This window comes from Xanthomonas sp. WHRI 7065 (assembly GCF_040203115.2).
Taxonomy (GTDB): Bacteria; Pseudomonadota; Gammaproteobacteria; order Xanthomonadales; family Xanthomonadaceae; genus Xanthomonas; species Xanthomonas arboricola.
In genome coordinates, this window is record NZ_CP168194.1 from 172150 (window position 1) to 195665 (window position 23516).

18 protein-coding genes are annotated in these 23516 nt (G+C 59.5%); 11 read left to right on the forward strand and 7 right to left on the reverse strand.

The window, feature by feature from the left end; all coding sequences use genetic code 11:
* Positions 1 to 164 precede the first annotated feature (164 nt).
* From ABQY64_RS00710 to ABQY64_RS00740, 7 genes are all read left to right on the forward strand, one after another.
* The gene (locus ABQY64_RS00710; RefSeq protein ID WP_349779636.1) at positions 165 to 3365 is read left to right on the forward strand and encodes a TonB-dependent receptor; all 3201 of its coding nucleotides are present in this window, start codon (positions 165 to 167) and stop codon (positions 3363 to 3365) included.
* A 12-nt stretch (positions 3366 to 3377) separates the two neighbouring features.
* Positions 3378 to 4355 carry a pectinesterase family protein gene (locus ABQY64_RS00715; protein WP_349779637.1) on the forward strand — a complete coding sequence of 326 codons (978 nt, stop codon included), beginning with the start codon at positions 3378 to 3380 and terminating at the stop codon, positions 4353 to 4355.
* Positions 4355 to 5383: a pectate lyase gene (gene pelA, locus ABQY64_RS00720; RefSeq protein ID WP_349779638.1), complete on the forward strand. Its 1029-nt coding sequence runs from the start codon at positions 4355 to 4357 to the stop codon at positions 5381 to 5383. Before ABQY64_RS00715 ends, pelA begins: the two co-directional genes overlap by 1 nt.
* An 88-nt stretch (positions 5384 to 5471) precedes the next feature.
* Positions 5472 to 9275 (forward strand): LamG-like jellyroll fold domain-containing protein, encoded by a 3804-nt coding sequence (locus tag ABQY64_RS00725; protein WP_374151373.1) that lies wholly within the window; start codon positions 5472 to 5474, stop codon positions 9273 to 9275.
* A 281-nt stretch (positions 9276 to 9556) separates the two neighbouring features.
* The gene (locus ABQY64_RS00730) at positions 9557 to 10171 is read left to right on the forward strand and encodes a hypothetical protein (RefSeq protein ID WP_349779640.1); all 615 of its coding nucleotides are present in this window, start codon (positions 9557 to 9559) and stop codon (positions 10169 to 10171) included.
* Entirely contained in the window at positions 10168 to 10992 is an 825-nt protein-coding gene (locus ABQY64_RS00735) for a hypothetical protein (RefSeq protein ID WP_349779641.1), read from the forward strand. The genes ABQY64_RS00730 and ABQY64_RS00735 overlap by 4 nt, the downstream gene beginning before the upstream one ends.
* Positions 10993 to 11132: 140 nt before the next feature.
* Complete coding sequence (locus ABQY64_RS00740) at positions 11133 to 13139, forward strand: hypothetical protein (protein WP_349779642.1); 2007 nt, start codon at positions 11133 to 11135, stop codon at positions 13137 to 13139.
* Between the two features lie 368 nt (positions 13140 to 13507).
* On the opposite strand, the gene ABQY64_RS00745 is transcribed toward ABQY64_RS00740, so the two are convergent.
* Together ABQY64_RS00745 and ABQY64_RS00750 are read right to left on the reverse strand one after the other, a co-directional pair.
* Positions 13508 to 14956 (reverse strand): XVIPCD domain-containing protein, encoded by a 1449-nt coding sequence (locus ABQY64_RS00745; RefSeq protein ID WP_349779643.1) that lies wholly within the window; start codon positions 14954 to 14956, stop codon positions 13508 to 13510.
* A complete protein-coding gene (locus ABQY64_RS00750; protein WP_374151329.1) occupies positions 14953 to 15498 on the reverse strand; it encodes a hypothetical protein in 546 nt (181 codons plus the stop codon). Before ABQY64_RS00750 ends, ABQY64_RS00745 begins: the two co-directional genes overlap by 4 nt.
* A gap of 663 nt (positions 15499 to 16161) precedes the next feature.
* Between ABQY64_RS00750 and ABQY64_RS00755 the strand changes: the two genes are divergently transcribed.
* Complete coding sequence (locus ABQY64_RS00755) at positions 16162 to 16515, forward strand: SymE family type I addiction module toxin (RefSeq protein WP_349779645.1); 354 nt, start codon at positions 16162 to 16164, stop codon at positions 16513 to 16515.
* Positions 16516 to 16558: 43 nt separating this feature from the next.
* Positions 16559 to 17296, forward strand: a complete 738-nt coding sequence (locus ABQY64_RS00760) for an RNA polymerase sigma factor (RefSeq protein WP_349779646.1) — start codon at positions 16559 to 16561, stop codon at positions 17294 to 17296.
* A gap of 135 nt (positions 17297 to 17431) precedes the next feature.
* Here the strand turns inward: ABQY64_RS00760 and ABQY64_RS00765 are convergent, their stop codons facing one another.
* Complete coding sequence (locus ABQY64_RS00765; protein WP_181142813.1) at positions 17432 to 17737, reverse strand: hypothetical protein; 306 nt, start codon at positions 17735 to 17737, stop codon at positions 17432 to 17434.
* 103 nt (positions 17738 to 17840) lie between these two features.
* On the reverse strand, positions 17841 to 18128 hold the full coding sequence (locus ABQY64_RS00770; protein ID WP_078537354.1) for a hypothetical protein: 288 nt from the start codon (positions 18126 to 18128) through the stop codon (positions 17841 to 17843).
* An 841-nt stretch (positions 18129 to 18969) separates the two neighbouring features.
* Here ABQY64_RS00770 and ABQY64_RS00775 point away from each other — a divergent pair.
* A complete protein-coding gene (locus tag ABQY64_RS00775; protein WP_102583677.1) occupies positions 18970 to 19194 on the forward strand; it encodes a hypothetical protein in 225 nt (74 codons plus the stop codon).
* A gap of 173 nt (positions 19195 to 19367) precedes the next feature.
* On the opposite strand, the gene ABQY64_RS00780 is transcribed toward ABQY64_RS00775, so the two are convergent.
* The 3 genes from ABQY64_RS00780 to ABQY64_RS00790 form a co-directional block, all read right to left on the reverse strand.
* Positions 19368 to 20099, reverse strand: coding sequence for a carbon-nitrogen hydrolase family protein (locus ABQY64_RS00780; protein ID WP_349779647.1), 732 nt, complete (start codon positions 20097 to 20099; stop codon positions 19368 to 19370).
* Between the two features lie 238 nt (positions 20100 to 20337).
* Positions 20338 to 21573, reverse strand: coding sequence for a hypothetical protein (locus ABQY64_RS00785; RefSeq protein ID WP_349779648.1), 1236 nt, complete (start codon positions 21571 to 21573; stop codon positions 20338 to 20340).
* Positions 21574 to 21878: 305 nt separating this feature from the next.
* Entirely contained in the window at positions 21879 to 22544 is a 666-nt protein-coding gene (locus ABQY64_RS00790) for a hypothetical protein (protein WP_024940570.1), read from the reverse strand.
* 284 nt (positions 22545 to 22828) lie between these two features.
* Here ABQY64_RS00790 and ABQY64_RS00795 point away from each other — a divergent pair, with 284 nt between their 5' ends.
* Complete coding sequence (locus ABQY64_RS00795; protein ID WP_349779649.1) at positions 22829 to 23449, forward strand: DUF4142 domain-containing protein; 621 nt, start codon at positions 22829 to 22831, stop codon at positions 23447 to 23449.
* Positions 23450 to 23516 lie beyond the last annotated feature (67 nt).

Here is a 23516-nt window from a genome sequence, read left to right on the forward strand (position 1 = left end):
CGCATGCAACGCGGTGGGCGTGATGTTGGAAGCGTCAGGCACCACGCAGCGGACAGTCGCCTGACGACTGCGCAGCGGTGCTGTCGGTCGCTCATGTCGACGCCGGTGGCCCGTGGGGAGGCTGAGCGCGTCATTGCAGCCAGTGCCATTGGAGTGAGTGCATCATGCAAGCCCGTTTGCGTCGTCCCGCCGCCGAGGCAGGCGTCCGCCTGTCCGCCGCACGTCTGTCGGTGGCCATCGTCCTGGCCTTGCACGGTGTGAGCGCTGCCGCGCAAGCCGTCGGCCCGCCGGCCACGCCCACCGATGCGGTCGACCTGGACCGCGTGCAGGTCAAGGCCACCTACCGCGAAAGCCTGCAGCAATCGCTGGATGCTAAGCGCTACAGCGTGGAGCAGGTGGATGCCATCTATGCCGAAGACATCGGCAAGTTTCCCGATCTGAACCTGGCCGAATCGATGCAGCGCATCGCCGGCGTCTCCATCGACCGCGAAGGCGGCGAGGGCAAGCAGATCTCCGTGCGCGGTTTGGGTTCGGACTTCACCCGCGTGCGCATCAACGGGCTGGAAGCGCTGGCCACCGCCGGCAGCGGCAGCGATGGCGTCAACCGCAGCCGCGGTTTCGACTTCAATACCTTTGCCTCCGAACTCTTCAGCCGCGTCACCATCAGCAAGACCCAGTCGGCGCAGATGGACGAAGGCTCATTGGGTGCCACGGTCGACCTGCGCGGCTCGCGCCCGTTCGACTTCGACGGCTTCGAAGCGGCCGCGTCCACGCAATACGGCTACAACGACCTCTCGCGCGAAAAGGACCCGCGCTTTTCCGGCCTGATCAGCAACATCTGGGCCGATGGCCGCGTCGGCGCGCTGATGTCGGTGTCCTACAGCGAGCGCCATCTGCGCGAAGAGGGCTACAACCCGGTGCGCTGGGAGCACGGCAACTACCGCAACTCCAACCAGAGCACCGCCACCAACAACGGCACCTACGGCTTCTGTTCGCCGGTGGGCTACAACCCGCAGACCCCGCGCAACCCGCTGGCCAACGAAACCCCTGCCGGGGTCGGCTCGCAGGCCAACCAGGACCGCAACAACGGCTGGGGCAGCTACGGCATCAGCGCCACCAACTGCGGCACCGGCATCGCGCGCCCGGCCAACACGCCGGAGAACATCCAGGCCTACGAAACCGCCACCAATGCCTGGATTCCGCGCTACCCGCGCTACATCCGCACCGACCACGAGATCAAACGCCTGGGCGTCACCGGCGCGCTGCAATTCAAGGTCAGCGACGACACCCTGCTGAACTTCGACATGCTGTATTCCAAGCTGGACAAGGACCAGCGCGAAGACTCGGTCGGTGCCAACCTGCACCGCACCGCCAACTTCGGTGGCAAGACCCAGATCGCCGTGCGCGAGGCGCAGGTGGACGACCAGAACCGCCTCACCTACGGCGTGTTCGACAACGTCGACTTCCGCACCGAATCCAGCAACATCGAAGAATCCACCGAGTTCAAGCAGTTCAGCCTGGACCTGCAGCACCGCTTCAACGACCAGGTGCGCGTCAACGCGTTGGTCGGCCACTCGACCTCGGACTACGAACGCCCCGAGTTTTCGATGGTGAGTTTCGACAACACCAACCTGGACGGCTTCGTGCTGGATCGGCGCGGCGGCGGCGACTACCCCAGCATGACCTTCCCGTTCGACGCGGGTAACCCGAACAACTGGCAGTGGCTGGGCTACGGCGCAGTGCCGGTCAACAGCAACGGCACCGCGCGCGGTACCAACATCAGCGAGGTGCGGCTCAACCCGCAGTCGGTGGGCAACACCTTCGACACCGCCAAGGTGGATCTGGAATTCAACATCAGCCCCACCTTCACCTTCCGCACCGGGCTGGCCTACAAGAACTACGACATGGACACGTCGGAGTCGCGCAACATCTCCTACGGGCGACTGGCGCAGGCATTGCCGGCCGGCGTGGGCGTGGGCGATTTGAGCACCAACCTGGACGGCTTCGGCCGCAGCTTGAACGGCAGCTTCCCCACCACCTGGGTGATTCCGGATTTCCAGAAGGTCGCCGACCTGCTCAACATCAATTGCGACTGCGACACCGGTGTGCCCGGCGGCGACTACCGGCTGGCCGATGTCGGCCACTTCGGCTCGTCCAACAACAATTTCGCCGTCAACGAAAAGAGCCTGGGCACCTACCTGCAGCTGGACTTCAACACCGACCTGTGGGGCCGCGCGCTGCGCGGCAACCTGGGCGTGCGCTATGTGCAGACGCAGATCGCCGCCAGCGGTTATGCGCCGTGCACGGCCACTGCGGCCGGTGCGATTTCGCCCAACTGCCAGTCGTTCTTCGGCGTGGCCAGCGCCACCGCCGCGGCCGGCGAGCGCCTACTGGTGCCCACCACCGTCAACCACAACTACCGCGACATCCTGCCCTCGTTGAACCTGTCCTGGGACGTCAGCGACGAGGTGGTGTTGCGCTTCGGCGCGGCCAAGACCATGGCGCGCCCCACGCTGGCATATCTGTCGCCCAGCGTCAGCGGCGGCCCCACCCAGTATTTCGACGACGGGCGCTTTTTCTCGATCAACCTGGGCAACCCCAAGCTCGACCCGTTCCGCTCCACCAACTACGACCTCAGCGCCGAGTGGTACTTCCGCGAGGGCTCGCTGCTGTCGGCGGCGGTGTTCTACAAGGACATCGACAGCTACGTGCAGCGCACCCGTGTGCTCAGCACCTGGGAAGCGATGGGCTACTCGCTGGATCTGCTGCCCGCAGGCTTTACCCCGGACACCATCTTCAACGTGCAGAGCTACTTCAACACGCCCGGCGGCCCGCTCAAGGGCTTCGAGCTGACCTACCAGCAGGCCTTCGACTTCTTGCCCGGCTTCTGGCGCAACTTTGGTGTGCAGCTCAACTACACCCAGGTCGATTCCAAGATCAATTACCTGTTCAGTACCGCCGGCAGCAGCAATACCAGCATCACCACCACCGCCACCGAGCGCGACCTGCTCAACCTTTCGCCGCAGTCCTACAACGCCACCGTCTATTACGACGACGGCCGCTTCAGTGCGCGCGTGTCCACCAGCTACCGCGATGGCTACATCAACAACATCCTCGCCCAGGAAGACGTCTACGACCTGGATGGCAAGCGCCTGGTCACGGCCGACGTGACCGGCAAATACAGCGTGGAAAACGTGGATTTCAACATGTCCTACAAGCTCAACGACCAGCTGTCGCTGACGTTTGAGGCCATCAACCTGCTCGACACCCCCGACCGCCGCTACGTCGATTCCACGCTGGAACTGCCCGACAAGTACACCGTCACCGGGCGCCAGTACTACATCGGCGCGCGCTACAAGTTCTGACAGGAGCAACGCATGCAACCGCATCGCAGGATCGTGTTACGTACTCTCGCTGCCACCGCCTTGCTGGCGGGGCTGTCGCTCGGCAGCAACGCCGCCATTGCCGCCGACCCGGTCTACACCGTGGCCAAGCAGGGCAGCGCCGGCTACCGCACCGTGCAGGCCGCCATCGATGCCGCCGTGCAGGGCGGCAAACGCGCGCAGATCAACATCGGCGCCGGCACCTACCAGGAACTGATCGTGGTGCCGTCCAACGCACCGGCGCTCAAGCTCACCGGTGCCGGCGCCACCCAGACTATCATCACCTACGACAACTACGCCTCACGCATTAATCCGGCCACCGGCACCGAGTACGGCACCTCCGGCTCGTCCAGCGTCATCATCGCCGGCAACGACTTCACTGCCGAGCAACTGAGCTTCGGCAATCACGCCGGCCCGGTCGGGCAGGCGGTGGCGGTGCGCGTGGATGGCGACCGCGCCGCGTTCCGCAACGTGCGCTTTCTGGGCTACCAGGACACGCTGTACCTGCGCGGCGCCAAGCTGTCCTACTTTCTCGACTGCTATGTCGAAGGCACCGTGGACTTCGTGTTCGGCGCCGGCACCGCGCTGTTCGAGAACGTGCAACTGCACTCGCTGGGTGACGGCTATCTCACCGCCGCCTCCACCCCGCAGGAGAGCGCACGCGGCTTCGTGTTCCGCAATGCGCGCGTCACCGCTGCCAGCGGCGTGACCCGCGTGTTCCTGGGCCGGCCGTGGCGGCCGTATGCCAGCGTCAGCTTCATCGGCAGCCAGCTGGGCGCGCACATCCTGCCCGAGGGCTGGAACAACTGGGGCAACGCCGCCAACGAGGCCACCGCCCGCTACAGCGAATACCAGAGCAGCGGCGCCGGCGCCAACCCGTCGCGCCGCGTGAAGTGGTCGCGCCAGCTCACCGCTGCGCAGGCCGCCGCGCTGGATCGCAACACCATCCTCGGCACCTGGAGGCCGTTCTGATGCGCAAGCTCACCACCTTCGCCCTCGCCACCGCGCTGCTGCTGGCACCGCTGTCCGCACTGGCCGACAAGATCGCCGACAACATGCTGTTGCTGCAGACCGCCTCCGGTGGTTGGTCCAAGCAGTACAAGGGCGTTGCCGTCGACTACAACCGCACCTTCACCGCTGCGGAAATCGCCGAGCTGCAGCAACCCGGGCGCAAGGACGACGCCACCATCGACAACAAGGCCACCACCTACGAGATCGGCTACCTCTCCACGCTCTACAAGACCGACAAGAACGCCAAGTACGTGGCTGCCGCCAAGCGCGGCGTGGACTATCTGCTCACCGCGCAATACGCCAACGGCGGCTGGCCGCAGTTCTACCCGGACCTGTCGTCCTACCATCACCAGATCACCTACAACGACGATGCGATGGTGCGCGTGCTCAACCTGCTGCAGGACATCAGCGAGGGCAAGGGCGACACCGGCGCGCTGCTGCGTGCCAGCCACGGTGCACGCGCCCGCCAGGCGGTGACCAAGGGGCTGGAATGCGTACTCGCCACCCAGGTCAAGATCGGCGGCACGCTCACCATCTGGGGCGCGCAGTACGACGAAGTCACGCTCAAGCCGGCCAAGGCGCGCGCGTATGAGCTGGCCTCGCTGGCCTCCAGCGAGTCGGTCAGCATCGTGCGCTTTCTGATGCGCCAGCCAAACCCGTCCACGCAGATCAAGAGCGCGGTCGAGGCCGCTGCGCGCTGGTTCGACACCCACCGCATGCGCGATCTGGCCACCAAGAAGATCGACGACCCCACCCAGGAAACCGGCCAGGACGTGATCCTCGTCGCGCAACCGGGTGCGTCACTATGGGCACGCTTCTACGACCTGCAGAATCAACGCCCGCTCTACGCCAACCGCGACGGCAAGGCCTTGACCGAGTACATGCAGGTGCCCAACGAGCGCCGCGTCGGTTATGCCTGGCACGGCACCTGGCCGGACAAGCTGTTGAAGGACGACATTCCCAAGTGGCGCACCGCCAACGGTCTGTAAGTGCGTCGTCGCCACCGCGTGCAAGCGCGCGGTGGCTGTTTTACGTTTTGGAATTGACGAGGTGAGCGTGTCGAAGTTCTTGTTGGGAATGCTGTGCCTGATCGCGCTGCCGGTGAGCGCGGCCACCACCACCGCGCCGGAGCTGTTGTTCCGGGTGTCGGCCGACCGCGACCTGCAGGCCGATGTGGCCCGCGGCGACGGCGTGCCCAACTTCCGCGACAAGATCACCCTGGTGCCCACCGGCAAACGCGGCAACGCCATCGAATGGGCCGACGACGGCGTGCTGTCGTGGAATGCGCCCGGCAACCTCTACACCCAGCGCGGCACGCTGAGCTTCTTCTGGCGCGCACGCTATCCCGTGGGCGAGGCGCCGTTCGTGATCTTCCGTGTCGGCTATGCCGACCACACCAGCTGGGACATGGCCTGGCTGCGCATCGACTGGAACGGCCAAGGCTTCGATGCCTTCGTCACCGATGCCAACCTCGCGCGCACCCGCGTCTCCTTCAAGCTCGACAAGGCCCCGGCCGCCAGCGACTGGACCCACATTGCGTTTGCCTGGGACGAAACCCGCGGCGTGCGCCTGTACGTGGACGGCAAGGAAGCCGCACGCGTGGACTGCGGTGCGCCCTGCGCCAACGGCGGCGCGCTCGACTTCGACGCCGCGCTGGACCAGTTCGGCCTGGCCGGCCGCGTGATGTCGCCGCACCAGGTGCAGAGCCGCTACAACTTCCTGCGTGGCAGCGACTTCGACGAGATCCGCATCTACGACCGCATGCTCGACGCCAGCGGCGCCGCCGCGCTCGCACGCCTGCAGGAGCCCGCCACCGCTGAAGCACCCACCGGCAACGCGCAGCACGCCGCCTTCCTGCACCGCTTTGGCTGGGACAACGGCCACGCACCGCCGCTGCTGGACGCACCGGTCACCCGCATCCGCAAGGTGGAGTTCGCCGACGCACGCGACCTCAAGCAATGGATGTGGAAGGCCACCGACGGCATCGCCGAAACCACCTGGCCCGGCGTCTACAACCGCTCCCGGCTCCCGGGGCGCGATGACTACTTCCAGCTGCCGGACTGGAACACCTATGTCGAAGGCGGCAAGGCGCTGGACCTCACCCTGCCGGACGAGGCCTTCAACCGCATCGAGCTACGCGGTGCCGCCTATGGCCAGGCCACTTACACCGCGCCCAATGCACAGGCGCAGCCGCTGTTCGCGCGCAGCCAGGGCGTGGTGCGCAGCGTGGACCAGTTCGCCCAGCGCCGTGGCGGCACGCTGCGCTTTGCCAACACCGCGCAGGAAACCCCCATCCAGGAAATCTGGGCCTACAACGTGCAGCCAGGCGAGGTGCCCAAGGGCAGCGCGCAACTCAGCTACACCGTGCGCAGCGACATCCAGCCCGACTACGACAACCTCGCCCCGCTGCGCGATGTCATCGCCGGCCGCTACCCGCCCGGCGAGCGGCAGACCGTCATCGCGCTGCCCACCAAGGCGCCGGCGCGCAAGCGCCCCAGCGACAAAGCCGCAGCAAGCGCGCAGCAACCCATCGTGCACATCCTGGTGCCCTCCAGCCTGGGCAACCCGCCGCCGGACCAGGCGCTGATGCGCAGCTGGTCCTACGGCTGGGAGAACATGCACGACGGCCTGGACGGCATCGCCATCACCCTGCCGGCGCTCAATCTGCCGGCCACCCACAACGGCAGCATCCCGCTCAACATCCGCATCAAGGACCCCATCTGGCCCGCGCGCGACATGATCGATGTTTCGGTGGCGGTCGTCCCCGGCCAAGCCCGCACGCTATGGCTGGACCTGCGCGACCGCATCCTCAGCAACGACAGCCTGATGCTCAGCATCGCCGCCGCCGCGCCCGGCTTCAACGCCAACGCGCTCGACGGCACCCAGCTGCAACTGGTGTTCAAGCCGCGCGCCGAGGCCATCGAAGAGCACGTCGCCGACCGCTTCAACCAGGTCAAGGACAACTGGGGCTTTCTGGTGGAAGAACACACCACCTCCAAGCGCCAGCTGCTCTACAAGCGCCTGGATGCCGACATCACCGACCTGCTGCGCGTCGACCCGGACCAGGCCCTCGGCCGCCAGTACTGGAACGACATCAGCTACGCCAACCAGGGCGCGTTGCCTGTCGAACTGCCCGCCGTGCCCAAGGGCGTTCCCGCCTGGGCGTTCTGGCAGCTGCAGGACCTCAGCGCCACCCGCCGCTACATCCGCTGGTGGATCGAGCAACGCCAGGTGGCCTACGGCGATTTCGGCGGCGGCATCTCCGACGACTCGGACCTGGTGCAGCAATGGCCCGGCGTTGCGCTGATGGGCGTGGACCCGGACATGCTCAACGCCTCCATGCTGGCGCTGTCCGATGCCAACTACCGCAACGGCATGTTCACCAACGGCCTGTCCACCATCGAAACCGACGAGCTGCATTCGTATGAGGAGGGCATCAACCTCAACAGCGCCCTGCTATATCTCAACTGGGGCGACCCGCGCACCGTCGAGCGCCTGATGCAGACGGTGAAGGCCTTCGACACCATCATCCAGGTCAACCCGCAAGGCCACCTGCTGTTCGCCAGCAACTGGTTCGGCGGCCGCAAGGTCTACCGCGAGCCCAACTGGCAATGGCAAAAACCGTACTCCTTCCCCATCGTGCACCCGGCCATCCTGCTGGGCGGCTATAACGCCGACCCCAACAGCCGCCGCATCGTCACCGGGTTAGCAGACGGCTATCTCGCCCACGCCTACACCAACGCCAAGGGCAACTGGGCGCTGCCCAACGAGATCAACTGGCAAACCGGCAAAACCCGCGGCGGCGAACTGTTCGAAGGCAGCGGCGGCGCCGACACCTTGCACACCTTCTGGGCCGCCTACCGCTTCACCGGCGAGCAGCGCTATCTCAAGCCCATCGACTACCGCGTCGCCAACAGCGGCCCCAATGGCCTCTCGCTGCTCAACGAAAACTTTCTCGATGTCATGGGCAAGCGCAGCGACTGGAGCGGCAAGCTCATCGATGCCGCAAACAAGGACGACGGCAGCGCCCCGGACTTCCCGCACCACGTGGCCTGGGAGCAGACCGGCAATCTGGATTATCTCGCCGCCATTTACCGCAGCGAGGCGCGGGAGAAACTGCAGAACTTCTACATGAACACCGAAGGCCACTGGTGGAGCGACCGCGTGGAATCCCCCACGGTCAACCTGCAACGCGCACGCCTAGGCGGCGTGGCGCTCAAGCGCAACCAGACCTACCCCGGCCACACCGTCAGCTGGCGCTTCAATGACCCGGAGGCCGCCACCCAAGTGGCCATCGCCATCCCCGCACCCCAGCAAGACCGCTTCACCGTCATCGCCTACAACACATCGAATAAAAACCAGCGCGCCAGCATGACCGGCTGGAACGTCGCCCCGGGCCAATGGCGCATCACCCAAGGCGTGAGCAAAGGCAATGACGGCAAGCTCGACAGCAACGCCAAGACGCAAGAGATCGCTTTCGAAAAAAGCGCCTCCATCGACATCGACTTCCCCGCAGGCCGCACCACCGTCCTGCAGCTCGAACGCATTGCAGCCACCACCCCTGTCGAACTACGCCCGGACCTGGGCATTGGCCACGGCGATGTGCGCGTGACCGCGGACGCCATCGAAGTGATAGTGCACAGCCTCGGTCATGCCGACGCTCCGGCCGGGTTTGTGGTGCTGGAGGATGCGCGTGGGAAGGAGTTGGCGCGGGCGGCGTTTCCGGCGTTGGAGGCTCCTCGGGATTTGGTGCCTAGGACGGCGGTTGTGCGGTTGCCTATGCTACAGGGCAGCGCTGGCAAGGGCGCGCGGTTGCGTCTGGTGACGGAAGGCGAGGTTGCTGAGGTGACTCAGTGCAACAACACGCTGGCAGTGCCTTAAAAGCAGGCAATAAGCTTGAGGTCGGTTCTTCCTAGATCTCGGCGTTAGGCGGCAAGGAAGCCGGAGTAACAGGACTAGCCCGCAAGGGCGCGACCTAACACCTGCCGGCAGAGTCAGGAACACAGCCAAAAAAGATGAGCCTCAAATGCTTGTAGCGATTGACCGCAGCTAGGGAGTCAGCGAGGATCGTGTGATGCGTGCGACGTCAGAGAGAGACAAGTTAAATTCATCAAATTAATCTCGTCTAGCAAAGTCCAATCCAGGAAGATAAGAGGGAATGTATGTTTGATGACGCGCAACACCAATTAGAAAAAATCCTGACACTCGTCCAGCTCTGTCCTGAAAAGTTGCAAGAAAAGTGTTTTGAGTTGTTGCTAAGTGCTTACCTGGAAAGCAAATATCCAAAGCACTCGTCGGCTATGCCGATAATCAGTCAAAGTGAAGTTGCAAAGCATAATGATGCAACTCACGGGGGGGGGAATAACAACCTCGTTCCTGAAGTCATCCGCACACGCTTCCACTCGCTAGTTGCGCGAACAAAAATTTCGCTCGGCAGAGCAGTCGAATTATTTGATTTCAATGTTGATCCGTTCGTGTACCACGGCGTCTCGGTTCCCGGCAACTCTAATCGAGAAAAGATGCGGAATGTCGCGCTGCTGCTTTCGTTGAAGAGCTATTTGACATCCGCTATCTGGGTAGCCGACTGGAAAGAATTTCGGGTCACGTGCATGGACCACAGCTGCTGGGATCAAGGAAACTCCTTTAAGGCGATGAGTCACGAATGGTTCAAGGCTGCATCATCAGCTGATGGCATTACTCTTTCTCCGTCAGGCATAAGAGCATCCGAAGCTCTGTTCGCTAAAATTGTTGGCGGTGAGGATAATCAAACGGCATGAGTCCAACCAGCGAGGAACTTGAGACATTTCTAGATCGAGTCACACGTGCCTACTCAGATCTAGGGACCAATCACAACTTTGCCCGCGTCGAGCAATCTAGCGCAGTTGCAGAGATTGCACGCGACTGGTTGCGATTGTCTGCTGCACTCAAAGAGACATCAGATGGATTGCTGACGTCAGTTGAACACTTCGATGCGAGAATGGCTGACATTCTCAAAGCATCTAAACAAAGGACCCGAGCGTCTACTTTTAGAAAACTTTTAGAACCAGTAAAGTCCAATCTTATGGACGCAGTAGTTGTGCCACTCATGAGGCATGAGGGAAGCCCAGCGCAAGCAGCTGCGCGTCAGCTTGAAGGAATTTTCAAGGGATTGGTGACTATGGAAGAAGCCAGTTATATCTCTGAGGCTGCTCGTTGCTCTGCAGTCCGCTGTCAACGTGCGGCGCTAGTTCTGCTATGGGCTGCTGCAATGGCGAGATTTCATTCTGAGATTCAAAACGCGGGGTTCGCGAATTATAATCTGGCGGCGGCTAGTACCACTAAGAAAAAGGGGAGTCCGTTTAACCGTGTGACAAATGCAATTAATATCACGAGTCTTGCCGACCTTCAGCTCGGGCGTGATTTCGACATTTTAGCGGTTGGGATGGACCTGTGGGGTTACGATAGTCAAGCCTTTGATGAGCTAAATCGCTGCCTGAATATTAGGAATAGTGCCGCACATCCCGGTTCTTTCGAGCCCACGAGTCTCGACGTGCGGCAGTTTGCTGAAAAATTGAAGCGTTACGTCTTTGAGACGGTTGGGTTTAAAAATCCTTTTTAGCATTTTAAAAATCGTCAGCGTTAAGGGGGTTTGCCAGGATCAAAGATGGCACGAGTCAATCTTTTAAAGTTCGGCCGCTTTATTTTGCTTTTTAATATATAATTATTTAATAAAAAACCAATCCAAAAATATAAGCCGCCATGGTCTACGAAAACAAAAAGCAGCAGGTTTATCCTGGAATTAACCCCCGGGCGTTGTTAAGGAATTTTCCGAGCGAGGAGCAGGAAATTGTAAAAAACTTGTCCGCCGATTTCTATATAACTGGTGGGTTTAAAGAAGTTTCGATGGGGCAAAGCGTCTATAGGTATTTCTTCCTAAAATTTCCAGATGACAAGGCTGCTGCATTTGGAGTTAAGGATGAAGTGATTGTATTGCTCAGCCCCTTCGAGCAGTTCGAGCCAAGAACTTTAGACGCGATAGAAAAAATCCAGGAAAAAAATCCTGGTTTTCGGCTTGATAAGATCAGTGCATTTGTAATATCTAAAGATAATAAATTTATTGAAAAGTTGGGCACCACAATAAAAACTCAGAAGGAAAGTCGCCTTATAACGCCTTTTACGTACGATGAGCTCTCTGGACCGAAGCCTACTGCGTATTTTAGGAAAAGAATTAAAGATTTCTTCTTCGAGCGAAATTTGTACGATTTCGACTCTCCTTTGCGCAGGGATCTCTACTTTTTCGGGCGTGATGATTTGTGTCAAAGCCTAATAGACAAACATCAAACCGGCCAGAACGCTTCGTTATTCGGGCTTCGACGGAGTGGAAAAACGTCCATATTACTGTCTGTGTGTAGACGAATAGGTCAGCAAGCTGGCTTCGCATCTTTGATAGACTGCCAAATTCTTTATCAAATGCAATGGTGCGGAGCCTTGCATTATGTGATAGCAAAAGTTAATGAGGATCATCATGCAAAAATAATCATCGATAAAAATGATTACAATGAAGAAAATGCAACTATCTCGTTTATAAGAGATATCGAGAAGATAAGTAAAAAAATCAAGAAAAGCGTCTTGCTTGCATTTGATGAAATCGAACAGGTAACGTTTGATGTATCTTTTTCGGAATCATGGCGGAGCGGAGCGAGTTATGTTAGGTTTTGGCATACAATTAGAGGAGTTTCACAAAGGCAAGAAAATCCGATCACTATTTTAATTGCGGGAACTAATCCAAAGTGTTTGGAAACTCCGTTTGTTATGGGTGGAGATAATCCGCTTTATGGGCAAATAAAGCCAGAGTACATTCCTGGATTCAGTGTCGCCCAGGCTAAGCAAATGATCGAAACTCTTTCCTCATACATGGGAATATCAATTGAGGAGGACGTTTACTCATATCTAGTTAGAGAGTTTGGGGGGCATCCGTTCTTAATGCGGCAAGCCTGTTCGCACATGAAGTCTACCTTGAAAGAAGAGTCGGATCGCAAGATTGATAGGCTTTTCTTCGAAAGATCTGTCTACACATTTAGTGAGGGACTAGGCCGCGGATTTTGTGAAATGGTGATTGGGGTGTTGGCTGAACATTATGCAGATGAGTATACAATGCTCAGTTATCTTGCTCGGGGCGATGTGGATGATTTCACGGCTCTGGCTAAAAGCGATCCAGCATACACACAGCATCTGATCGGATATGGAGTGCTTTGCAAGTCTGGCGATGGGTATGATTTCAAAATCGATGCTGTGAAGAAGCATTTGTCAGCAAAAGAGCGGTACCAGAAGCTCAATCTATCCGAGTCTGAGAAGCTTGCTGAAATCAGTGCAAGACGTAATGAAGTGGAGCACAAGCTCCGAAAATTGATTTCTCAGGTTCTTCGTTCTTTACATGGCGAAGATGAAGCAAAAAAAATTGTGCTTTCTAAACATGACTCGAAAGCTCGGGCAAAATATTCTCATTTGAACTATAAGGATTTATTTGATGCGAACAAGCACGAAATATATTTCAATGATCTAAGGGAGTTGATGAGGAAAAGCTGGGAGGATGGTTTTAGGAATGTGTTCTCGGAAGATGTTGAGAAATTTAACTCAAGGATGATTTTATTGAATTCAATTGGGCGCAGTGATGCACACAAAAAACATGTGAGCGACGCCGACATGCAAAGTTTTCGGGGCGCAATGACGTGGCTTGAGTTAAAAGTAGATGATTATTTCAACTAGCGATGAAAGAGCAGGTTCAGGGAACGGAGTCAGGTTAAATTTATAATTTATCAAGATGAAGTCAACCGAACAGCATGGACGATCACTGTCTGCCACGCGTGAAACGGGGTCAGGTTCACTTAGAAGCGGAGTTAGATTCACTTCTTGGGAAAAGTCTTCTAGATAAATGCGTAAGAGTATCTCCCACGCGTCGCATCGGCAGGGCGGCGTTCTCAGATCTTTATCACTGCTATTCCACTCCAAGCAGTTGACATCCCAACCAACCCGTGGAAGAACGGGGTCAGATTCACTTAGGCATCAGCTCCTGTTCCTTGTCGATCAATGGCTGCTAGCCGTTTGATGATGAAAAGTGCGGGTATGTCATCGCCTCAAAGCGATGGAACAGGGCCGCGCTGTTGTTCCTGCAAGCGCTGCTGTTCCACTGCCAGTTCTTGTGTGCGCTCCTGCGCTAGTCGCTGGTTGACAGATTCCAGTTGGTTATAGCTCTCTTGAACAGGCCGAGCCGCAGCGTCGGCCGTCGGCATATGGGCGCGCAACATGGCTGGATCCTTTGGATCGCCTTGCACTACGAACAGTGTCTGCGCAGCGGGCAGGTCTCTGGTCCTTTCGCTGAGTAGCACGTGGTCCACCCGGGTTAGTCGGTTGTCTTTTGCTAACGTCAGCAGACTGGCTGTCATCCGTTCACTAGTAGCGTCGAACGTGCGGCCGTTGGTGGCGTCCAGCTGCTCCACTTTGCCTCGGATCTGCTGATGCATGGCATGGTCCGGGTGCCCCGCCTCTGCAGGCGTCAATGCGCGTCCAGGCTCATTCGGTGTCGCAAGATGGGGAGAGCTAACGCCGCGTGCGCCGATGTCCTTGAGCTGGACCATGCCATAGCCGTCCTTGCCAAGGTCAACGATGTTGAAGGTCTTTACAGACCCGAGGTCCAGCCCGTTGCGCTCCAGCTGTCTTGGTTCCAGGCCCAAGGATTTGAGATCGATGCGGATTTCCGGAGGCTGACGGTCATGCGCCAGATGCGCGTAGTTCTGCGCGATGTGGCTGACTGGGTTGACGCCATAGTAGTTCCGGTAGTCGGAGTCGCCATGCGGGCCTAGCGTGCCACTGCTGTCGTAAAAGCAGTGCTCAACAGATTTGGTCAGCGCATCGTTGCGGGAAAAGGGCTGCTTGGTGAGTGCATCGTAGGTCAGCCCATCCGCAAATTGCGGAGCGCCGTTCGGTTGTCGCACGACACACCGATTACTCGACCGGTCGAGCAACTCCTTCTCAACCACACTGTCGGGCATCTCAGGGTTCAGATGTTTGATTCGATCATGCAGGGCACGCATTCCCGAGATTTCTGACAGTGCTTCGTCTGCGCGAGTCGAATCCAGGTAAACACGGGTAGGACCAGTCAGGTCGACCTGATGCTCGCGATCGTCGTAGGCTTCCTGCATCCGGTTACTCATACTCTTGCCGAACTCGGCAAGGGCGTTGGCACGATGCTGGGCCAGTACGCCGTGCATCGTTTCATGGCCCATGACCTCGGTCAGATAGTCGATGCGCCCTGAGCCTGTGAAATCTTTGAACGCTGCTTCACTGATGTTGAGTGTGCCCGCCTTGCCGTCCTTACCATCCTGGAAGTGGCCGCCGTTGTTCTGTCCATGCGAAACAGCAATCGCGCCAATTCGACCTTTCTCAATGGCATCACCTAGCAGGTTCGACAGATAAGGTGATTCGGCGATCGTCTGGCGAATGCTGTCCTCTGCACCAGCAGGAAGTGCAGGGTCTTTTGCCATCTGGGCAAGTAGAGGCTCGATACGTGAGTCAACCCGGTTCATGGCTTGCCTCCATCGATCTTGACGCTATAAACGCACTCTTCTGGCCTGCCTTGTTCATTGGTTCGATAGAGAAGCAATGAGACCGAAAAAATCTGACTTCCGCCGTTGATCGCGCGCCAATGCTGGCGTAGCCATCCACCCTGAAACGGCCGCTGCCCGCCGCGCGTGTATCCCATCCCTTCGAGCGCTTTGGAGAGTGCTTCTGCTTGCCAAATGCAGGTGGAAGTAGGCACGCGCGTGGGGTCGCTATGGTCAGGTGGAGTCACTGCAACCTCTATCCGCGAGAATCCATCTTTCGTTGGGCGATGCGTCGCGTAGAGCTCATAGCCATCGACCAGAGGAACTTCCTTTACTTCACGCCACGGGTATGCCGGATCAGACGGTGGTCCAAGCTTGATGCCAAGTGCTGACTCCATCTGGGGATAGTCCATATCCGCTGGCACTGTCAGTCCATCAATGAAGCGCAGCAGCCGGCGCTGCAATTCTTGCAAAGTAGTATTCGCAGAGACGATGTCGGCGCCGTTGTCGGTACCTCTGCTCATCTCTTGAGGGGGCGGCGTCACTGTCGCAGCAGATGACGTGCCTGCATCCCGCTTTGCTTCATGGGGCGTGCGAGCGCATGCACTTGGCAGCGCTAGTGAAAGCAGCAACAAGGGAAGCAGGTTTCGGAAGCTAATTTTTATCATTGGGATCCTGCGACTCACGCGGCATCGCGCAGATGGTCAATTGTCACCCGTGCCGTCTGTGTCATGCACTACCGAGCCCGAACCTGAGTGGCGCGATAGTGATGGATAGCGAGGGAACGTAAAGCTATTTGCGGGAGGGTGGGGATGTGCTTGGAGTAGCAATCTCTCTAGGTTCAATCCAACTCTGACCCTGCTGCTTCAAACGTTGACGCAAGGATCTTCCATCAACGCTTTCCAGATTGCCAGCATCAGCCAGTTGACATGTCACGCAGCGCGTAGCAGTCTTTTCGGCAAGGAGCGTAGAAACTCCTCAGAGAGCGGTACCCACCTCCGTCAAACCGGTGGGTTTTTTGTGCCTGCAGCATCTTGCGAGCACAACCGACGCGATGCCTGCGTCGGGAGGGCGGCTAATACAACACCCTTCGGGGAAATACGCCCGCCGGCTCTCTGCGGTTTCTAACCTCCCGACATCCCGTCGCCACCCAGCGGCGGGGCTTGTTCGTCAAGGAGGGCTTTGCCATGCGTCGATCCCCATCCAGTCCCAAGCCAGCGCGCAAGCGCGCCACCGTGCCGCCGCCCACCGAGATCGGCTGGCACTCGCTCGACCCCTCGATCCCGCCCCGGCCCTACCTCGAGCGCACCCCCATCCCCGAGCCCCGCCCCGATCCCAGCAAGCCGCGCCGCCCAGGCCACCCGCGTGCCCCGCAACGCTGCACCGTCGGCTACGGCTACTACCCCGACAGCCACCAACGCATCCCCACGCTGCGCCTACGCGGCCGCTGGCTGGAACAACTCGGCTTCACCATCGGCAGCAAACTCAACATCCGCATGCGCAACGGCGAGCTGGTCGTCACCGTAGCACCTGCCGAGTGACCAACCCGCCTCCGCGCGTGTACCCCGCAGTTGGAGAACTCGCATGGTGAATGACACCCTGGCCGGCACCTCCGGCAGATACCCGCGCTTCGGCAGCAAATGGGTGCCGCTGCCGGTCGAACGCGCGACCAACACCTGCACCGCCTGGCATCGACGCAGCGCCGCAGGCACCACCGCCACTACACGCACGCCGTACGTCGCACATCCGCGCGCCGCATCTATGGGCGACTACACCCGCATACGCCACACGACGCGTTGGCGCGTACGTGAGGAGCCGACAGCGGGCAGGGCGCGTTTCGACCAGGCCATTGGCCTATTGCATGCCGACCTGCTCGCCTACATGCGCCGGCGCCTGCGTGACCCCGACACCGCCCACGACCTCACCCAGGAAACGCTGCTCCGCCTGCTGGCCTACCGCGACGCGCTTGATATCGGCGACTACGCACTGCTGATGTACCGCATCGCGCACAACGTGGTGCTGGAGCATTGGCGCACGCGCCACCGCCGCCATGCCAACGCCCACGTCGCACTGGACCTGATCGCACCACTGGCCGCAGACGGCGCCCACGTCGACCAGATCGCCGACACCCGCTGCATCCTGCAGTACCTGCACATCCACACGCTGCCCGCACTACCGCCTAGATGCCGCCAGGCCTTCATCCTCAACCGCATCGACGGCCTCACCTACCCGCAAGTGGCCGCAGCCATGGGCATCTCGATCAAGATGGTGGAAAAGCACATCAGCCGCGCACTGGCTGCGTGCCGGGCCGCTGTGCAGTGATGCGCCTGGGCTGCGTTGTCTACCGGATGAGAACATCAGGATGCATCCTCGCTGTGTTGTACACGCATGCCGGTGCGCTACGACCAGCAAACATCGATGCAGATAAAAAACCCTGCCGAGGCAGGGTTTGATGCATCAGTAACCGGATCCATAAGGATCGACGGCGTCAGCCCTCGATGGTCCGTAGGTTGGCTGTGGTGCTGGCTGGCGATAAGTGTTCTGTTCTTTATACGGATCGACAGTTCCAATTTTTCCGGTGTATGGATTCACGTTCCCACGTGTCGAATAATTGTCGAGCGTTGTGCTGTTGGCCGCACTGCGATAGTGAGGTTGCACATAAGTGCCATCAGCGCGGTGGTAACCATTGACACGGGTCTGCGCGCACACTGACGCGGAGGCGAGTGCTACCACGACCGCCAAAACGATCTTTGCCTTTTTCATGGATGTTTCCTCGTAACGACTTGATGGTTATGCAGGGCCGCAGAAGACGAACGACGTAAGGGCCGTTTGGCCCGAATGGTGTGGCCAGCTTGGGCCATCAGCTTCACTGTGCTCCAGCTCGGTAGTCGGCAATCATTGCCTTGGTCACGTCCTTTGGGTAGCACAACGGGGCGTAGCCACCACCACGGCTATATGCGCTTCTACCGCCGCAGCTGCTGCCATTGCGTGCCGCGTTGTACGGGCAGGGACAGTTGCCGGGATATGCATTGATCGATTGTTGAATCAGCAGCGTCCTGATGTTGGCATCAGACAACGCTGTAGAAGGTCCTTTGGCAAGTGCGTGTGGCGCAAATGCCATTGCTAACGCAAGCAAGCAGAACTGCAGTCGCATGGGTTCGTCCTAATGTCGCACGTTAGGTGCGCAACAGAACATGCAAGGCTTGTTCCCGCGTCCTATCGAGTTCGCTCTCACATACGCTATAAATGGCTGTGCTCGCTTTCCGCCGTATTCAAACGCCTACACCGCGATCGTCTGAAGGTGGAAGCGAGCGAACTCTTCAAAAGCCAGGACCAAACATGACCCCCAGATGACTTTGTTAATGGGCTGAAGACCCAATGCGCGGATGCAGCCGTTCACGACTGCGTGGAACTTCTTAACGCCCCGCCGGGCCGTAGGCCCCAACAATCTTTGGTTAGCTTGTCCGTCTGGTATCGCGGTCTCGCTACTGCCGACAAAGCCAACGTTGTCGCCGCATTGCAAATGGCGGCCGATGCAACGCTGTTCGGCGTCTTGTGTGTTATCGACGGTGTTCGCGCTATCGAGGATCAATCAACCAAGTCCAAGTTCAGACTCACAGCCACATGCAACGGTTCAACGTCACTCATAGCGCCCGGACCCGAAGATCTTCATGCTCTTCTACAGAAAGATTCTCTGTAAGAAAAGAAGTGCGCCGCGCATATGCAGCAGACACCGTCTAGCTCTGGCGCAGTGCGCCGCAGGTGAGCTGGGCTGTACCTCACACAAGGCGATAATGCCACCAGAAGTGGGGTCAGGTTAATCTAATGAGTCGACTTGACCTCTCATTCCTTCATGGCGCATCCGCAATGCAAACGTGGTTGCCATTTTTATGCTGGACTCGATATCGTTGAATCATTGACCAAGAGCCCAGAGTGCGGGAATATCTTACAGTAGTAGTTTAATCGCTCACTGCGGATTGCAAAGGACTTCATGGATGAATAAGAAGATGCGCCCTTCTCTTAGTGGCCTGATCAACACGTATAGCAAAATCGGTCTCATATTATTGGCGGTGGCCGCACTGGTTTTCTTGAGGGGCCTAATCAAGGCTCCTTCGCCCAGCGATGAGATCCGGCAGTTGGTTGTCATTGGCCTTGCCGTGATGGGTGTCATCCTGTGTACGCTTGGCTTTCTTACGGTCAAGCAGCCTGATGGCAGATAGGCTTTGTCTAACTCTGACTTTGATAGATGTCCATTGACAATTTTTTATCAACGCAGCTTGCTGTGAGAGCTGGCTCACGCCGCTTCATTTCAGTGTGCTGAGGTCTCTAATCTGCACGACATTAACCGGGCCAGTGAAAAGCAAGAGAGCGATGGATGAGCAACAGTGTGACCTCAAGGCAATCTGAAGACGCTCGCTTCTCCATTCCTTGTGTCGTACGCCACCAATGCCTCCTGGAAGGCATCAGCGCTGCAAACGAGGTCACCTTCATTGCTCCAGATGGCAGACCGCCCCGCTCCTATGAAGGTATCGGCGGGGCCTACACAATTCGCCATCAAGACAGTCATGGAATGCGTTTTTGCAATCGTCGGATAGTGACTGTAGGCCGATGCCACGCCTCTTTCCGACTTGGCCACGCTTGCCAGATACACGCCAGCACCTGACGCTGCAGCTTGTTCTGCATGGCTTGCCTGCAGTGACTCGTAGCAAATGACAGGCGCCAGCAGCTGATCTGCGTGTCTGAGCACAAGCTGCTCGGTACCGGCGGTGAAGAACGGTAACTCGTCGGGGTGTAACTGCTGTTTGGAGTAGCTTGTGCGCTCCAGTCCCGGTTGGAAGCAGAGCAAGCTGATTTCGGTGCCTTTTGCTCCCTTCGTGGGCGCGCCAACGGCGATGAGCATGCTGTGCCGGTCACTTGCCAGCTGAAATTGATCAAAGCGCTGATCGGCCGGGTGCACCGCCAGCGCCTGCGCGAATCCGGGTTCGTAACCAGTGAGGGAAAGCTCGGGAAAGACCAGCACATCCGCACCCTTGCTCGCCGCCAGGCGAATGACATCGAGGTGCTTACCGATGTTCTCATCGATTTGGCCAGGCGTTGAAAGGATTTGCGCAGCTGTCAGCTTCATTGCCTGTCTCGTGTCCACGTGTTGGGGTTGAGCGTAGCGGATTCCGAAAGGCGGGTAACCAGAGTACGCTTGAAAGCCCGGATATGCTGCTCGAACGCCTACACTTTCGAAAGCGGGACGTCTTGCCTGGATGCCCATCTTCAGCGCCGGTCTCAGGAGGATAGGTTGCCCGGATGGTTGCCGGTCTTCTCCAGCGTGATTGGTTATAAATCACGGGGCGCCGCACTGAAGCAGGGACTCACTTGTTGAGCACCTTGGTTGTCCACACCTGGTCGTAGTCGGCATTGTGTGCCTTGGTGAATCCGTTGGCATCACTGCGTCCATCGTCGACTTTCTGGCCATCCTTGTAGATCACGTAATGGCGCCCGCCGGCAGCCTGGTCGCCGTGGTAATGCAGCTGCATCCGGTACACCAGCCTGCTCTCTTCTACTGCTGGCGCCGCCTGCTGCCGTATAACGCTGCTGGTCATTTGCTGTATCTGCAACAGCGGTGTCGTCTGCTGCGGATGGGCCACGACCCAGCGCATGAAATTGGCTTGGTCCTGCGCTGACGCTTGCCCGGACGCTGGCCAGATGTAGAGAAACGTTGCCGGCGTATTGGGTGCTGTATTGACGGCCGGCATGTGCCACTCATAGACCTGTTGCTTGCCGTCGGCTGTCGTCATCTCGAGCAGGCGGGCACTGCCTTGCGATGGGTTGCCGGCGGCACCTGACAGTTCACTGATCGGTGCCAGGCCGGAGTCCGGTACGGCGCCCGCCAGTGCCAGTAGCAGATCGCGCTGGTTTGTCACTTCCTGCTCGTTCAACGACAGCGAGCGCAGGTAGCGCGAACGCAGACTGAAACGGTAGCGCGCTTCCTGCAGGGTGAATTCTCCCTCGACCCTGGAGGCTTCGTGCCAGTCGTGTCCGGGTGCCAGATTGACGGTGCCGTGCATGACGCATAACCCCTGCTGGGACTGTGCCGCTGGCGGGAAGGGGGATGCGCTGCTGGTGATCGAGGCCAGGATTTCCTTGGTGCGCCGTTCGGTGATGTCCTGCAGGCGGCTGATCGCCGTCTTCTGGAAACGAAAGGTGGTGCCGTCGCGATGGGCGAAGCCGGTGACCTGTACGACATTCGGGTCGAGCGGCAACGTGTCTTCCGCGTGTGCGACGATGACCTTGCCATCATCCTGTGCCAGTGTTTCCACCGGCTTGACCAGTTGGCGCACCTTGCCATCGCTGGCCGATGCTTGTGCGGTCAGCAGGCGCTGCTCGTAGCTGGCGGCGTCCTCGCGGTAGGTATCGATGTCGCCCCAGTAAAACTGCGCGGAACTCCCCAGAAAATGCAGGGGCACACCAGCCGTCACGGCAAGCCGCCCGATGCAGTAACTGGTGTTGACGGGATTGTCCGCCGACGGCAGCAACGATTTGTTGGTGGTGTTGGTTGTGCTGCAAGCGGCAAGCAATGCCACAGCAGAAAGCAGCGGCGCGCGCATCAAACGCGTGGCGGAATGTCTCAACGCAATTCCTTCAAAACAGCAATCGGCAAGGATAGATGACGCCGGTCTACGCGGTGCGTCACCCCTGACAAGGTCTTCTGGCGCGTCCTGCTGCTATCGCTATCCACTGGACCGCTTGCGGGATCGAGCGAGCCGAACCCGTTCTGGTCGGTGCGGGTCACCGCAGACCGCACCGCGCTGCTTCGCATCGGCTTTTATGTCGCGTGGTGGTCGATGGCGTGCCTGCCTCCGCTGCGCCTGCCACTGCAGGCGTGCGACGCACCGGGTGGCTCGGCTTGCGATTACTTCTTTCGGTACACCCCGCCGAAGGAAACGTTCATTCCGCCGCATTCCAGGTTGTCGTCGGCCAGCAGCATGTCGCCCAGCAATTGCAGGCGCACCTTGCAGGTGTCCTCGTTGACTTCGACGCGGTTGCCTTCTGGATAGCCGCGCGCGGTGACCGAGCCCGTGTGTGGACCGCCCGGCGTCTGTTCCGGGTCGGGAAAGGCGCTGGGCCAGTACGCATCGCCGTTGACGGTGATGCTGCCGTCTGGGTTGGTGGTCAATTGCAGCGTGTTGTCGCCGTCGTGCCAGTGGCCGTTCCACGCCTGCGCTGTGGGCGTGGCCGCGCTTGGCTGCATCTGCAGGCTCGACTGTGCGACCCAACCAGCATTGCCGCCTCCCTTGTTGGGATAGAGCACGCAAACGTAGGCATTGCGGCGCTGCGCCGTCAGGACGATATCGTTCTTGACCACATAGGCGCGCCCCTGGCATGCGGCCCCGCCCGTGTCGGGGCAGCCATCGGTATCCTTGAGCAGGTACAGGCGCGGCGGGATGACCTTGCCGAGTGAGAACGCCACCGGCGCGCTGGTGAACAACCCATTGCGGCAGGTGGCATCGTCGTCGGCAGGCGCGGCGTGGACCAGCGGCGAAACGCCCAACAGGGCAAGCATCCAGGCCTTGTGCATGGCTATCACTCCAAATGTGGCGCGGTAGTGTGCGGCAAACCGGGCCGTCTTTCAGCAGGAAAGTGCCACCACACGCCACGCACGCCATAGCTGCGCTGACCACGTCCAAGTCCACGCCCGCGCGCAAGCACGTGTCGGCGATTGCGGCGTGGTGCCGCGCATGGTGCGGCGTTGTGCATTCGCCTCCGGGAGATGCGTACGTCTGAATCACTCAGTGGACGTGTATGAGCCTTCTTCACCTGGGCAGGCAGATGCTGCTGTCTCCAATCGAGAGGGAGTGGAGCATGAAACAGTCACTGTTGGTCCTGTCCATCGTCGCGGCGCTGGCGCTCGCTGGCTGCAAGCCGAATGCCGACAAGGAGGCCGCAGCGCCTGCCGCGTCCACCGAGCCGACGCCGACCGGTGGCGCGGCGACCCCGACCACGCCGCCTGTCGGCGAAGCCAGCCCGGCGCCTGAAGGCGCGGCACGCGCGAGTTCCGGAGACGACATCGCCCTTGGCTTGCTCGGGGCGGTGGACAACCACGAGATCGCCGCAGCGAAGCAGGCGCAGGACAAGAAGGTCACCGGCGCGGTGCTGGACTACGCGAAGATGATGGAGAAAGAGCACACCGAGAACCTGGACAAGACCAAGGCGCTGGGAACGCTGGCCGAAACCCCGGACGTCAAGAAGCTGGAGAGCAAGGGCGAGCAGGACCTGTCCATGCTGGGGCAGAAGTCCGGCAAGGACTACGCGGCGGCCTACATCGATGCAATGATCGCCGGGCACAAGGACGCGCTGCAGCTGATCGAAACACAGATGATGACGGTGGCGTCGACCGAGCCGGTCAAGCAGCACCTGACCGAGACCAAGACGCACGTCGAGCAGCACCTGGCGAAGGCGGAAGCCATCAAGAAGGCGATGTGAGCGTGGGCGTGGCAGATCGCCGGTCTGCCACGCCTGGCCTGCAAGCGGCGAATGAGCGTGACGTCGC